This window comes from Arthrobacter sp. MSA 4-2 (genome assembly GCF_016405885.1).
GTDB lineage: Bacteria > Actinomycetota > Actinomycetes > Actinomycetales > Micrococcaceae > Arthrobacter_D.
Genome location: NZ_JAEKGC010000003.1, coordinates 125,614 through 139,799, shown reverse-complemented (window position 1 = coordinate 139,799; position 14,186 = coordinate 125,614). Strand labels below are relative to the sequence as shown.

Genomic DNA, 14,186 nt, shown 5'->3' with positions numbered 1-14,186 from the left:
GGGCCTGCGGGTCCGCGGCGGGCGGGAGAGTCGAAGGACGCCGCAGCCGCGGCGGTTTTCAATAGGTCCCGCCGGGCATCGGCGGGACGAGCACTTGAGGAGTACCCCATGGCGAAGACCATTTTGTCCCCCGCGGTCCGGCTGCCGGGACGGGCCGTCCCGATGACTGGCCGGTTCTGCCGCTGTTCCACGGCCTCCAACACCCCGCATACCTCACCCGGGCCCTCCCAGGGCGGGGCGGACCCGGCCGCGTCCGCCTCCGCCGTGCCGGGGCCTTCGCTGCCAGACCATGTACCCAGTGGGATGCGCGAAGCAGGGCTGGCGACGGCCGAGTACGCGATCGTGACGCTGGCGGCCGTCGGATTTGCCGCGCTGCTGGTGGCTGTGCTCTCCAGCGGTGAGATCCGCGGAATGCTGATGTCCCTGATCACCAACGCCCTCAGCTTCGGGTGAGGGCGTGAGCCGGCACCTGCAGGGCGGTGGGGGGCCCGAACGTGGGTCCGTCACCGCCGAGATGGCGGTGGCCCTGCCGGTGCTCGTCCTTCTGCTCGGGGTGCTCCTGGGAGCCGCAACCGTCGGTGTCGCCCAGCTTCGCCTGGAGGAGGCGGCCCGGGCCGGGGCCCGCGAGATCGCGCGTGGAGAGACCAGGGCGTCGGTCGAGGCGACGGTGAGGCGCCTGGCCGGGCCCGGGGCGGGGCTGGACGTTGCCGGCGATGGGGGCTGGACCTCGGTCACCGTGGCCACGCAGGTCCAGGGGCCGTTCCTCAACCTCCTGGAGATACGGCTCTCGGCCACGGCCTCCGGGTGGTCTGAACATGCCCGCTAATCGCACTCGGGCGGAGCGTGGGAGCGGCACGGTGCTCGTGGTGGGCCTTGCCGCGGTCCTCATCCTGCTGCTCGCAGCGCTCTCCCTACTGGTGCAGGGCGCCGTCGGCGGGGCGCGGGCTGCGGCCGCCGCGGACCTCGCCGCGCTCGCCGGCGCGGACGCCGCGCGCGGCCTGAGGGACGGAGATCCCTGCGACGTCGCCCGGGGAACCGCCCGCCGGCACCGGGCGGAGCTGGTGGGCTGTCTCCGTTCGGGGCCGGGAGGGGTGATCGTCACGGTGCGGACCTCCGTGCCGGTTCCGGGAATCCTTTCGGAGGCCACCGGGGCCGCGAGGGCCGGCCCGCCCCCGCACCGGGCCCACCCACCGCCACCCCGCCCACCGCCGCTCCGTCCGCCGCGGTAGCGGACCCGCTGTCGACAGCGGTAGCGGAGGCAGTGTCAAGGCGGCGGAAGCGGGTTTGCCCTGTGGCGTGGGTCCACCCGTCGCCCTAGTCGGCCCCGGGACGGACCGCCGCCCCTGCTTCCACCGGCGCCTCCACCGACCCGGCCAGGATCAGGGACAGCAGCCTGACCGCCCCGGCCTTGCTCAGCGGATTATTGCGGTTGCCGCACTTGGGGGACTGCACGCAGGAGGGGCACCCGTCGGAGCATTCGCAGGCGGCAATGGCGTCGCGGGTGGCGGCCAGCCAGACCCGGGCGGCCTGGAATCCGCGCTCGGAGAATCCCGCCCCGCCGGGGTGGCCGTCGTAGACGAAGATCGTCGGGAGCCCGGTGTCAGCGTGGAGTGCCGTTGACACCCCGCCGATGTCCCAGCGGTCGCTTGAGGCAACGAGGGGCAGCAGCCCGATGGCGGCATGTTCGGCGGCGTGCAGGGCGCCCGGAAGCTCCTCGGCGGAGATCCCGCCCTTCTGCAGCAGCTCGTTGTCGATCTCGAACCACACGCTCTTGGTGAAGAGGTCGCGGGCGCCGAGTTCGAGCGGTTCCTCGCCCAGGATCTCGTTGGAGGCAAACGCCTTGCGCTGGAAGGACACCACCTGGGTCGTCACCAACACATCCCCGAAGTTCACCCGCACCTCGCCCCACTGCTCGGCCTCGCCGCGGTCGATCACCTCGATCTGGGTGACGTCCCTGGCCTGGGTGTAGTAGTCGGGGCTGGCCCGGGACACCACCGCGCAGTGGTCCTGTTCGTTGAGGCTCTCCACGACGTAGGTGCGTCCCTGGTGCACGTACACCGCGCCCGGGTGGGCCTGGTAGTGGCTCTGCGGGGAATCCATGGTGCCCAGCAGGGACCCCGTTCCGGCCTCGACAATACTGATCGGCCCGCCGCCGTCGGCACGGAGATTGACCATTCCCGCGGCGCTCTGCGGGTGCGTCCAGAACCAGCCGGCGGGCCGGCGGCGCAGGTACCCCTGGTCCGTCAGCTGGCCGAGCAGTCCGGGGGAGGAGGGGCCGAACAGCCCGAGGTCGGCATCGGTGAGCGGCAGTTCGGCAGCCGCCGCGCACAGGTGCGGGCCCAGCACATAGGGATTGGACGGGTCGAACACCGTGGCCTCGACGGCGACGTCGAACACCGCCTCGGGGTGATGCACAAGGTAGGTGTCGAGCGGGTCGTCGCTGGCAATGAACGCCGCCAGGGCGTCCTGCCCGGAGCGGCCGGCACGGCCGATCTGCTGCATCAGCGATGCCCTCGTGCCGGGCCAGCCGGCCACGAGCACCGCGTCCAGTCCGGAAATGTCGATGCCCAGCTCCAGGGCCGAGGTGCTGGCCACGCCGAGGAGTTCACCGCTGCGCAGTGAGGCCTCAAGCGCCCGGCGCTCCTCGGGAAGGTACCCGGACCGGTAGGCGGCGACCCGGCCCGGCAGGCTGGGGTGGACCTCCTCGAGCAGCCGCCGCGAGGTCGCCGCAATGCTTTCGGCGCCCCGGCGGGACTTGATGAACGCGATGGTGCGCACCTGGGCCGAGACGAGGTTCGCCAGCAGGTCCGAGGTTTCCGCGATCACCGTGCGGCGCGACCGGGCGCCGTTCTCGCCGCGGAGTTCGGTGAGCTGCGGCTCCCAGAAGGCGACCGTGGTGGAGCCGTGCGGGGAGGAGTCCTCGGTGACAGCCTGCGCCGGCGCGCCGATGAGCCTGCTGAATGACGCCGCGGGTTCCGCCGAGGTCGCCGAGGCGCCGATGAATACGGGGGAGGACCCGTAGCTGGCGCAGATCCGACGCAGGCGGCGCAGCAGGTTGGCCACGTGCGAGCCGAAGACCCCGCGGTAGCTGTGGGCCTCGTCGATGACGACGTACCGAAGCCGGCGGAAGAACCGTGCCCAGGCTGGATGGTTGGGCAGGACGCCGTAGTGGAGCATGTCGGGGTTGGCCAGCACGAGGTTGGCGTGGTCGCGGATCCAGCGGCGGGCACCGGGGTCGGTGTCGCCGTCGTACGTCGCGGCGCGGACAGTGGGCAGCTTCAGGGCCTCGAGGGCGGAGAGCTGGTCGGCCGCGAGAGCCTTGGTCGGCGCCAGGTACAAGGCGACGGATCCGGCCGGCGCGAGGGTCGACTGGTCGGCGAGTTCGCTGCGGTGGATCTCGTCGAGCACCGGCAGCTGGTAGGCCAGCGACTTCCCGGAGGCGGTTCCCGTGGAGATGATGGTGTGCGCCCCGGAGTGCGCAAGGCCGGCCCCGCGGACCTGATGGCGCCACGGTTCACGGACGCCGAGGGAGGCATAGGCGTCAACGACGTCGGGGTGGGCCCAGACCGGCCATGGCTCGTGCTCGGCCCGGCGGGCGGGAATCTCCCGGACATGCAGCAGCTGCTCCGGATGTGCTCCTCCGCCGAGCAGCGGGATGAGGGAATCGTGCAGTGCCACCCCACGATTCTTCCACCCGCCCGCGGCGGGCGGCACTCGGACGGCGGTTATCCCCTCAGGATGAACACGTCGGCCAGCTGTTTCCAGCCGAGGAATGAATACAGTTCGCGCCCGTCCGTGGTGGCCATAAGCAGGCCGATGCGGACGTCGTCCTCGAGCACGGCCGCGGTCAGGGCGCGCATGACGAAGCTTGCCAGGCCGCGGCGGCGGAATTCCTGCTCCGTCTCAATCCCGTCGTACACCGCGAAGTCGCCGACGACGGAGACGGCGCCGCGGGCGGCTGGCTGGCCCCCGAAGGTGACCTCGACGCGGCGGCAGCCCGGCTCGTCGTGGCGCTCCAGCACGAAACCGTCGGGGGTCGGGGGTCCTCGACGTCCTGGTCGGCCATATCGGCGCTCATGAGGGACTGCCGGTCCACCACCTGCAGCGCGAGCGGCCGGGTGACGGCGAGCAGGTCCTCCATGCGGTTGGTGGCCACGGTCAGCACCCGGTTGGGGTCGGCCTTGGTCTCCGCTGCCACCTGAAGCAGGAGCTCCTCCGACGGCTCGTAGAGAAAATGCTCGTCCCGGCCGCCCTTGTCCGTGAGCACCACAGAGGTGGTGCGCCCGTCATCCTGCCGGTCGTAGCCCCGGCAGGTGGCCCACCCCGTGATCCAGGTGGAGAGGAGATCGTTGGTTCCTTGTGTTCCCATGCACTGACGATAGATGGAGGAGGGGCCAAAAAACACAGTCCCGGCGGACAGTGACGATTTTGAGACACAACGTACCCTTTAACCCGTGCCTTTGAACCGGATCGTCCTTTACTACGCCTTCACGCCCCTGCCGGATCCGGAAGCGGTCCGGCTGTGGCAGCGAACCCTCTGCGAGAGCCTGGGGCTGCGCGGGCGCATCCTGATCTCCAAGGACGGCATCAACGGCACGGTCGGCGGGAGCCTGGACGCCGTCAAACGGTATGTGAAGGCTACCCGCGAGTACCCGGCGTTCAAGACGATGGACATCAAGTGGTCCGAGGGCGGGGCCGAGGACTTCCCACGCCTGAGCGTGAAAGTCCGCGAAGAAATTGTCTCCTTCGGCGCGCCCGGCGAGCTGAAGGTCGGACCGGACGGCGTGATCGGCGGCGGCACCCACCTGCGCCCCGAGGAACTCCACGAACTCATCGACGCCAAACGCAGCCAGGGCGAGGACGTCGTCTTCTTCGACGGCCGCAACGCCCTCGAGGCGCAGATCGGCCGGTTCAAGGGCGCCATCGTGCCCGACGTGTCGACCACCCATGACTTCGTCGCGGAGCTCGACTCGGGCAAGTACGACGACCTGAAGGACAAGCCGATCGTCACCTACTGCACCGGCGGGATCCGCTGCGAGGTGCTCTCCAGCCTGATGGTCAACCGCGGCTTCAGCGAGGTCTACCAGCTCCAGGGCGGCATCGTGCGGTACGGAGAGACCTACGGCGACAAGGGGCTCTGGGAGGGATCGCTGTACGTGTTCGACAAACGCATGCACCTCGAGTTCAGCAGCGACGCCGTGACCATCGGCAAGTGCGCCCGCTGCACGGCCCCGACGAACAAGTTTGAGAACTGCTCCAACTCCGCCTGCCGCAACCTCACGCTGTACTGCGCGGACTGCGCCGCCCGTCCCGAGACGCTCCGCTGCCCGCAGGGCTGCGAGACGGACGAAGCCGAGGCGACAGCCGCCGGAGCCGCATAGTGGACGGCTTCGACGCAGACGTGGCCGACGCGCCGTCGGTGCTGCACCCGGGCCTGCTCGAGTCGCTGGCCGCCGACCTCGCGGCGCTGAACTACACGGTCGGCGGGGTGGCGGACTTCGTCGGGCAGGAGGCGTACGCGGCCCTAAACCGCGACCAGCTGGTGCCGGTGCTCCTGGCCTGCGAGGATGAACTCGGCGCCGCGGCACCCTCACCGCTGGTGGTGCCGATCCTGCTGTGGCTCGTCGGCGGAACCCTCACCCAGGACCAGTTGGACCTCGCCTTCCCGATCACCGGCGCGGACGGGCTTCAGGCCCTGCGGCTGATCGACCCGGTGGACGCCCCGGCGCCGGACACACTCCGGCGCGCCGCGGTCGAACTCCGCCCCTATTCCTCGGACGCCGACGGCGACCTGTGGGTAGCCAGCGACCTGGGCGCACTGCAGCGCCCCGGCGTCCTGCGCCATGACCACGTGCTCGGCATCGGCGGGGCGTCCCTGACCCTGGCGCAGGTCACCGTGCGGCCGAAGGTCCGCACGGCCCTGGACCTGGGCACCGGCTGCGGCATCCAGACCTTCCATCTGCTCTCCCACGCCGACCATGTCACCGCCACCGACATCTCGCCGCGGGCCCTGGCCTTCACCCGGTTCAACCTGCTGCTCAACGCCGGGCCGCTGGGCATCGACCCCGGCGCCCTCGACGCGCGCGTCTCGCTGCGCCTGGGCAGCCTCATGGAACCGGTGGCCGGGCAGCAATTCGACCTCGTGGTGTCGAACCCGCCGTTCGTCATCACCCCGCGGTCCACCGAGGAGTCCCCCGAGGACCAGTTCACCTACCGCGACGGCGGCCTGCCCGGGGACGACATCGTCTCGGGGCTGCTGGCGAACCTGCCCGGGGTCCTCGCCGAGGGCGGCACGGCCCAGCTGCTGGGCAACTGGGAAATTCCCGCCGGCCGGGAGTGGGATGAGCGGCTCCGGGAGTGGCTGCCGGAGGGCACCGACGCCTGGATCATCCAGCGCGAGGTCCAGTCCCCGCTGCAGTACGCCGAGACCTGGCTGCGCGACGCCGCCGAGAACCGGGACCGCGCGGCCTACGTCAAGCGGTACGCGGACTACCTCGGCGACTTTGCCTCCCGCGCCGTGGGGTCGGTCGGCTTCGGTTACATCTGGCTGCGCCGCACTTCCGGCGGCGCCCCCGCCTGGGTGCGGTGCGAGGCGATCACCCATGAGGTGGAACAACCCCTGGGCCCCCACCTGGGGGCCGCCATCGAACGCGGCGACTGGCTGGCGTCGGCCGCCCCCGGCGGCGCCGGGGGCGCGCCGGACCAGACCGGACCGGGCCAGACCGGGCCGGACCAAAACTCCGCAAACTCGAATCGGACGAACCAGCACGCGCCGGGCCGGGACTTGAACTGGGAGTACCTGATGGTGGCCGGGGACGTCACCGAGGAACGCCACCAGCGCCCCGGTGCCGAGCACCCCGGCGTGATCCTGCTCCGGCAGGGCGCCGGCCTGCGGCGCACGACCCTGCTGAGCACCGAGCTCGCGGGGTTCGTCTCCGCCTGCGACGGGGATCTGACCGCCGGCCAGATCGCCGGAGCGCTCGCCGTCCTGCTGGGTGAGGACGGTCCGGATTTCGTGCCGGACCTGCTCGCCATGGCGGGTCGGCTGGTGCTCGAAGGATTCCTGATTCCGGCCCCCTGAATTCTGCCGCTACCCTAATGCAGGAATGCATACCGCATACTGGGAGGGGTAGAGCCAGCAGCGGAACCCCCGCCGCACGCCATTGACGGACTGGCTCAGCACCCCCGTATCGAGGAGAGAAGTGCCCACTAAGGCATCGGACAAAAAGCACGGAAAAAAGCTCGTCATCGTCGAGTCACCCGGCAAGATCAAGACCATCGCCGGCTACCTCGGGGAGGGCTTCGAGGTCGCGGCCTCAATGGGCCATATCCGTGACCTGCCCCAGCCCTCCGACCTGCCGGCCGAGATGAAGAAGAGCTCGGTGGGCAAGTTCGCCGTGGACATCGAGAAGGACTTCGAGCCGTACTACGTCGTCTCCTCGGACAAGAAGAAGAAGGTGGCCGAGCTCAAGGCCGCCCTCAAGGACGCCGACGAACTGTATCTCGCAACCGACGGTGACCGCGAAGGCGAGGCCATCGCGTGGCACCTGCTCGAGGTGCTCAAGCCCAAGGTGCCCGTCTACCGGCTCACCTTCCCCGAAATCACGAAGGAAGCGGTCCAGCGCGCCCTGCTGGAGATGCGCGACCTCGACATTCCGATGGTCGATGCCCAGGAGACCCGCAGGATCCTCGACCGCCTCTACGGGTACGAAATCTCCCCGGTGCTCTGGCGCAAGGTGGCCCGCGGCCTGTCCGCCGGGCGTGTGCAGTCCGTCGCCACCCGGCTGGTCGTGGAGCGCGAACGCGAACGCATGGCGTTCCGTGCCGCCTCCTACTGGGACCTCACCGGGTCCTTCACCCCTGCCGAGGCCGCCAAGGGCGGGGCGTTCCCCGCGAAGCTTGTCTCCGTGGACGGCAGCCGCATCGCCTCCGGCAAGGACTTCACCGACCGCGGCGAACTGAAGGCCTCCGGGGTGGTGCGCCTCGACGAGCAGGCCGCCCGGTCCCTGGCAGCGGGCCTCGAGGCCGCCGCGTTCACCGTGCGCTCGGTGGACACCAAGCCCTACACCCGCCGCCCTGCCGCGCCGTTCACGACGTCGACCCTGCAGCAGGAGGCCGCCCGCAAGCTGCGCTTCTCCTCCAAGACCACCATGCAGGTGGCCCAGCGGCTCTACGAAAACGGCTACATCACCTATATGCGTACGGACTCTCCGGCGCTGTCGGACCAGGCCGTCAACGCCGCCCGCCGCCAGGCCTCTGAGCTGTACGGCGCGGAATACGTGCCCGAGGCCCGGCGGATTTACAAGGGCAAGTCCAAGAACGCGCAGGAGGCCCACGAGGCCATCCGTCCCGCCGGGGATTCCTTCCGCACCCCCGCACAGGTCGCCAAGTCCCTGCGCGGCGACGAGTTCCGGCTGTACGAGCTGATCTGGAAGCGCACCGTCGCCTCCCAGATGGCCGATGCCAAGGGCTCCACCGCCTCGCTGCGGCTCGGCGCCGTCAGCGCCGACGGGCGCGACGCCGAGTTCTCGGCCTCGGGCACAGTCATCACCTTCCGCGGCTTCATGGCGGCCTACGAGGAGGGCCGCGACGCGGACCGCAACCAGGACGGCGACGACGACGCCGGCCAGGGCACCCGCCTGCCGAACGTCGCCAAGGGCGACGCGCTCGGCGCCGAGGCCATTGAGGCGATCGGCCACGAGACCTCGCCGCCGCCGCGCTACACCGAGGCGTCCCTGGTGAAGGTCCTCGAAGAGCGCGGCATCGGCCGTCCATCGACCTATGCCGCCACCATGTCGACGATCGTCGACCGCGGCTACGTGCGGGTCCGCGGCCAGGCCCTGGTACCCAGCTGGATCGCGTTCTCCGTGGTGCGACTGCTCGAGGAGCACTTCAACAACTACGTTGACTACGACTTCACCGCCGAACTCGAGGAAGACCTCGACCGGATCGCCCGCGGCGAGGCCGGCCGGGTGGAATGGCTCGACCGGTTCTACTACGGCGACCGCAAGGACACCGGGCTTCACACCATCGTGAACGACCTCGGCGAAATCGACGCCCGCCGCATCAATTCGGTGGAGATCGCCGACGGCATCACCCTGCGTGTGGGCAAGTTCGGGCCCTACCTTGAGAAGCCGCTGCCGGCCGACGCACCCGAGGGCGCCGAGCCGCAGCGCGCCAACGTGCCAGAGGACCTCGCCCCCGACGAGCTGACCGCCGAAAAGGCGATTGAGCTGATGGAGTCCCCGGTCTCCCAGGAGCGGGTGCTCGGTGTCGACCCCGAAACGGGCCGGACCATCGTGGCCCGCGACGGACGCTACGGGCCCTACGTCATCGAACTGATCCCCGAGCCGACCGAGGCCGAGCTCGCCGCCCAGCCGGTGGAGTACTACAAGAACGGCAAGCCGAAGCCGCCGAAGAAGCCCGCCAAGGTCAAGCCGCGCACGGGCTCGCTGTTCAAGTCGATGTCGGTGGAAACCGTGACGCTCGACGAGGCGCTGAAGCTGATGAACCTGCCCCGGGTCCTGGGCGAGGATGCCGAAGGCAAGGAGATCACCGTCCAGAACGGACGCTTCGGGCCGTACCTGAAGAAGGGCAGCGACTCGCGCTCCATCGGGTCCGAAGAGGAGATCTTCACGATCACCCTCGAGCAGGCCCTTGAGATCTACGCCCAGCCCAAGCAGCGCGGCGGACGCACCGCGACCCCGCCGCTGGCCGAGTTCGGCGACGACCCGGAGAGCGGCAAGGCGATCGTGGTGAAGGACGGCCGCTTCGGTCCGTACATCACCGACGGCATAACGAACATCACCGTCCCGGGGTCAATGGCTCTGGAGGAGCTCAGCCGGGAACAGGCGATCGACATGCTGGCGGAGAAGCGGGCCAAGGGGCCGGCTCCCAAGAAGACAACCCGGCGCGCCCCGGCCAAGCGCAAGGTAGCGGCGGGGAAGTAGCCCGTCGCGGCACGGGGTGTGCTGCGCGGTGCCTCGATGAACAGGATGAGTGGCTCGACGGATGGCGGAAGAATGCGGATAGGCGGGCTGGACACTGGCGCGGTGCACCCGTCGGGCAGGGCGGTCTAGATGACGCTCCCCGAGGAATCCCGGTCCCCGATCCCCGTGGCGCTCTCCAGTGCCTCGGTGTACCCGCTGTCGGTGCACGACGCCTTCGCCATGGCGCAGGATCTCGGGTACGACGGCGTGGAGGTCATGGTGACCAACAACTCCACCAGCCAGAACCCCGATCTGCTGCGCGGCCTGAGCGCCCGCTACGACCAGCCGATCCTGGCCATCCACGCCCCGACACTCCTGCTCACCCAGCAGGTATGGGGACGGGCCTGGACGAAGGTCGAGATGTCCGCGGCCATGGCCGCGGAAGTGGGCGCGAAGACCGTCGTCGTGCACCCGCCGTTCCGCTGGCAGAGCGGCTACGCCGAAAACTTCGCGGAGGGGATCCGCCGGGTCACTGACGAATACGGCATCAAGATCGCCGTGGAGAACATGTACCCGTGGAAGGTCCGGGGGAGGGAGGCGAAGGCGTACCTCCCGCACTGGAACCCGATCCCGGAGCCCTACGACGCGGTCACCTGGGATTTCTCCCACGCGGCGATCGCGGGGATGGATTCCTTCGAGGAGATCCGGGGCCTGGGGGAGCGGCTCTCCCATGTACACCTCACCGACGGCACGGCCAACGGCAAGGACGAGCACCTCGTGCCCGGCCAGGGGGAGCAGCGCTGCGCCGAGGCGCTGCGGCACCTGAGGGACTCGGACTGGGACGGCGTCGTGGCGGTCGAGGTCAGCACGCGCAGGGCCCGCGGGGCGGGCGAGCGCGAGGAGTGGCTCGCCGAGACGCTCTCCTTCGCGCGGAATCACCTGGGCCACTGACCGCGGAAGCACCTGATCATCGGCCGGTCCCGGCGGGCGCACCCGACCTGTGCCGAGGCAAACCGGCCACAAATAAGACGGTTAACGCAGTGACGCCGCCGGTGTGGCCAGGTACTGGGGGAACACGTGGCCTACCAGCGGCGCCGGACCGGATCAGGAGAATCCGGCCCTCATCACTCGCACCTTCATGAGGTACGTAGAACGTTACCGGCCCATCTTGTGACTCCCCGGCGAAAATGCTGGGAGAACGCTGGGAGTCGCCCGTGGCAGGATTGGTCCATGAGCGAAACTTCCCTTCACCTTTCCTTCCTCGGTACCGGATCGATGAACGAGGCGATTCTCGGCGGGCTGCTCTCCGCGGGCCGTGACCCCTCAAGCGTCACCGCAACCGTGCAGCGTCCCGACCGGGCCCAGGAGCTCCGGGACAGGTTCGGCATCGAGGTCCTTGCCACCGGGGACAACCCCGAGGCCAACCGGGAGGCGGCCGCCGCGGCGGACGTCGTCGTCGTCGGGGTGAAGCCCGCCGGCGTGCTGCCCCTGGCCCGGGAGATCGGTCCGTCCCTGCGGCCGGACACCCTGGTCCTCAGCGTGGCCGCGGCCGTGACCACGGCGATGCTCGAATCGGCGCTGCCGGCCGGGCAGCCCGTCATCCGCACCATGCCCAACACCCCCTCCCGGCTGGGCCGGGGCGTCCTGTCAATCTCCGCCGGCGCGTCCGCGGGCCCGGAACACCTGCGGACGGCCCGGGACCTCCTGTCCGCGGCCGGGACCGTGGTGGAGATCCCCGAGGAGCAGGTGGACGCGCTCTCGGCGGTCAGCGGCTCCGGGCCGGCGTATGCCTTCTATCTGGCCGAGGCGATGGCCGCGGCGGGGGAGCGGCTGGGCCTCGAACCGGACCTGGCACGGCTGATCGCCAATGAGACCGTCGCCGGGGCGGGCTTCATGCTCGCCGAGGACGGCGCCGACGCTGGAGCGCTGCGCCGCGCCGTGACCAGCCCGAACGGAACCACGCAGAGCGCCGTCGAGACCTTCGACCGGGAGGGCCTGGCCGAGATCGTGGCGCGCGGCGCCCGTGCCGCCACCGAGCGCGCCGCCCAAATCACTCGGGAACTCGGCGGCAGCTGACGCGGCAGCTGAGGCGGGAGCCCCGGCGCGCCTGAGCGGGCCCGGCCGGGATCAGGGGCGGGCGGCGAAGCGTTCGAGCAGGTCCACGTGGCCCGAGACGATCAGCATGTCCCGCCCGGAGACCTTCGTGTTGGCCTGCGCGTAGGTGAAGTCCTCGCCCGGGGACTTCACCCCGACGATGGTGACCCCGTACTTGGAGCGCACCGAGGACTCGGCGAGGGTGAATCCCTGCGTCTCCTTGGGCGGGTACATCTTCACGATCGCGAAGCCGTCGTCGAATTCGATGAAGTCGAGCATCCGGCCGCCCACCAGGTGCGCGGCGCGCTGCCCGGCGTCGGCCTCGGGGTAGATCACGTGGTTGGCGCCGATGCGCTTGAGGATCTTCCCGTGCGACGGGGTGATCGCCTTCACCCACAGGTGGTCGATGCCCAGGTCCACAAGGTTGGCGGTGATCAGCACGCTTGACTCGATGGAGGTGCCCACCCCGACGACGGCGGCGGTGAACTCCTGCGCGCCCAGCTGGCGCAGCGCATCGAGGTTGGTGGCGTCTGCCTCGACGACGTGGGTGAGGGTTCCGGAGAACTTCTGCACCAGCTGCCCGTCCCGCTCGATGGCCAGGACCTCGCGTCCCTGCTTGACGAGCTGCTCGGCCGTTGCGGCACCAAACCGGCCAAGACCGATCACCAGGACCGGGGCGTTATGTGCTGGTCTGTCAGCCAATGATCGGCCTTTCTTCGGGGTAGTGGTACAGGGTGCTGCGCTGGCGCAGGGCCAGCGCGGAGGCAAGGGTAATTGTGCCCATCCGGCCCGCGAACATCAAAGCCGCGAGCACGTACTTGCCCGCCGGCGGAAGCTCCGCGCTGAGGTTGGTGCTCAGCCCGCAGGTCGCGAAGGCCGAAATCACCTCGAACAGCACCCGGTTCAGGCCCTCCCCGGAGATGGCGAGGATGGCGCCGGTGCCGAGCAGCACCACCGTGGCGCCCATGAAGATCACGGAGATGGCCACCCGCAGGGTGCCCTGCGGGATGGTGCGACCCCAGGCCCGCACGTCCGCGTCGCCGCGGGCCTCGGCCACAATGGCCAGGAACATCACGGCGATGGTCGTCACCCGGATGCCGCCGGCGGTGGAGGCCGAGCCGCCGCCGGCGAACATGAGCGCGTCGGTGAGGAGCATGGTGGTGGAGTCCATCGCCGCCTGGTCAACGAGGTTGAATCCGCCCGAGCGGGTCATGACGGAGGCGAACACGGCGTGGATCAGCTTGTCGCTGGCGCTGAGGCCGCCGATCGTGTCGGCGTTGGACCACTCGAGGGCGCCCCAGGCCAGCGTGCCCACCGCCAGCAGGATCAACGACACCACGATGGTCAGCTTGGTGTGGAGGTTCCATTTCCGGTACCGCCAGCGGGTCTGGAGCAGGACCATCATGACGGGGAAGCCGAGGCTGCCCAGGAACACCCCCACCATGAGCGGCACGATGATCCACAGGTCGGTTTGGTAGGGGACCAGCCCGTCGGAGTGCGGGGTGAACCCGGCGTTGTTGAAGGCCGAGATGGAGTAAAAGATCCCGTGCCACACCGCCTGGCCCAGCGGCTCCCCGAGGATGACGAAGCGGGGGATCATGGCGAGGGCGAGGACGACCTCGATCACCACGGAGGTGGTGATGACGATGCGCAGCAGGGTGCCGATCTCCCCGAGCCGGCCGGCGTTGTTGAGCGCCTCCTGGGCGATCAGCTTCCCGCGCACGCCCAGGCGCCTGCTCACCACCAGGGCCAGCAGGGAGGCCAGGGTCAGGGTCCCCAGTCCGCCGATGAAGATGCCGAGCAGGATGATCAGCTGCCCCAGGAAGGACCAGTGGGTGGCCGTCGAGACGACCGTCAGCCCCGTCACGCACACCGCCGAGACTGCCGTGAACATCGCGTCATGAAGCGGGGTGACGGTCCCGTCCGAGGAGGCCGCCGGCAGGCTCAACAGCCCCGTGAACAGGAGGATGACGGCGACGAAGATGGTCAGGGCCAGGCGGGCCGGCGAGCTGTTGGCGAACCCGTCAAGGAAGTCCCGCAGGCGCGCCAGGGCGCGCGCGAGCCCGCTCCGATCTTCCCTCAGCCACGGAGGCTGCTGAGTAATCATTGACGCCGATTGCCCCGTTGCTGTTGATGCCGCCGCAGCGGCCCGAAAGTTGTCCT

13 protein-coding genes are annotated in these 14,186 nt (G+C 69.9%); 8 read left to right on the top strand and 5 right to left on the bottom strand.

What is annotated here, in order from left to right:
• The first annotated feature begins 108 nt into the window (after positions 1–108).
• The 3 genes from I6N91_RS17060 to I6N91_RS04215 are packed head-to-tail and all read left to right on the top strand — an operon-like array spanning position 109 to position 1,229.
• Entirely contained in the window at positions 109–453 is a 345-nt protein-coding gene (locus tag I6N91_RS17060; protein WP_233091465.1) for a DUF4244 domain-containing protein, read from the top strand.
• A 4-nt stretch (positions 454–457) separates the two neighbouring features.
• Positions 458–826 carry a TadE family type IV pilus minor pilin gene (locus I6N91_RS04220; RefSeq protein ID WP_307843231.1) on the top strand — a complete coding sequence of 123 codons (369 nt, stop codon included), beginning with the start codon at positions 458–460 and terminating at the stop codon, positions 824–826.
• The gene (locus tag I6N91_RS04215) at positions 816–1,229 is read left to right on the top strand and encodes an Rv3654c family TadE-like protein (protein WP_198810949.1); all 414 of its coding nucleotides are present in this window, start codon (positions 816–818) and stop codon (positions 1,227–1,229) included. Before I6N91_RS04220 ends, I6N91_RS04215 begins: the two co-directional genes overlap by 11 nt.
• 85 nt (positions 1,230–1,314) lie before the next feature.
• Here the strand turns inward: I6N91_RS04215 and I6N91_RS04210 are convergent, their stop codons facing one another.
• Genes I6N91_RS04210 through I6N91_RS17050 form a run of 3 tightly spaced genes read right to left on the bottom strand, consistent with a single transcriptional unit; the run spans position 1,315 to position 4,369 of the window.
• Positions 1,315–3,678, bottom strand: coding sequence for a DEAD/DEAH box helicase (locus tag I6N91_RS04210; protein WP_198810947.1), 2,364 nt, complete (start codon positions 3,676–3,678; stop codon positions 1,315–1,317).
• 47 nt (positions 3,679–3,725) lie between these two features.
• Positions 3,726–3,860: a hypothetical protein gene (locus I6N91_RS17055; RefSeq protein ID WP_233091464.1), complete on the bottom strand. Its 135-nt coding sequence runs from the start codon at positions 3,858–3,860 to the stop codon at positions 3,726–3,728.
• On the bottom strand, positions 3,848–4,369 hold the full coding sequence (locus tag I6N91_RS17050) for a hypothetical protein (protein WP_233091463.1): 522 nt from the start codon (positions 4,367–4,369) through the stop codon (positions 3,848–3,850). Before I6N91_RS17050 ends, I6N91_RS17055 begins: the two co-directional genes overlap by 13 nt.
• An 85-nt stretch (positions 4,370–4,454) precedes the next feature.
• Between I6N91_RS17050 and I6N91_RS04200 the strand changes: the two genes are divergently transcribed.
• From I6N91_RS04200 to proC, 5 genes are all read left to right on the top strand, one after another.
• Positions 4,455–5,381 carry a rhodanese-related sulfurtransferase gene (locus I6N91_RS04200; protein ID WP_198810943.1) on the top strand — a complete coding sequence of 309 codons (927 nt, stop codon included), beginning with the start codon at positions 4,455–4,457 and terminating at the stop codon, positions 5,379–5,381.
• Positions 5,381–7,081 carry a methyltransferase gene (locus I6N91_RS04195; protein WP_307843230.1) on the top strand — a complete coding sequence of 567 codons (1,701 nt, stop codon included), beginning with the start codon at positions 5,381–5,383 and terminating at the stop codon, positions 7,079–7,081. The genes I6N91_RS04200 and I6N91_RS04195 overlap by 1 nt, the downstream gene beginning before the upstream one ends.
• Positions 7,082–7,202: 121 nt before the next feature.
• Positions 7,203–9,950, top strand: coding sequence for a type I DNA topoisomerase (gene topA / locus I6N91_RS04190; protein WP_198810941.1), 2,748 nt, complete (start codon positions 7,203–7,205; stop codon positions 9,948–9,950).
• A gap of 129 nt (positions 9,951–10,079) precedes the next feature.
• Entirely contained in the window at positions 10,080–10,880 is an 801-nt protein-coding gene (locus I6N91_RS04185) for a sugar phosphate isomerase/epimerase (protein ID WP_198810939.1), read from the top strand.
• 279 nt (positions 10,881–11,159) lie between these two features.
• Complete coding sequence (proC, locus tag I6N91_RS04180; protein WP_198810937.1) at positions 11,160–12,005, top strand: pyrroline-5-carboxylate reductase; 846 nt, start codon at positions 11,160–11,162, stop codon at positions 12,003–12,005.
• Between the two features lie 51 nt (positions 12,006–12,056).
• Here the strand turns inward: proC and I6N91_RS04175 are convergent, their stop codons facing one another.
• The gene (locus tag I6N91_RS04175; RefSeq protein ID WP_198810935.1) at positions 12,057–12,725 is read right to left on the bottom strand and encodes a TrkA family potassium uptake protein; all 669 of its coding nucleotides are present in this window, start codon (positions 12,723–12,725) and stop codon (positions 12,057–12,059) included.
• Positions 12,718–14,130, bottom strand: coding sequence for a TrkH family potassium uptake protein (locus I6N91_RS04170; protein WP_198810933.1), 1,413 nt, complete (start codon positions 14,128–14,130; stop codon positions 12,718–12,720). The genes I6N91_RS04175 and I6N91_RS04170 overlap by 8 nt, the downstream gene beginning before the upstream one ends.
• Positions 14,131–14,186 lie beyond the last annotated feature (56 nt).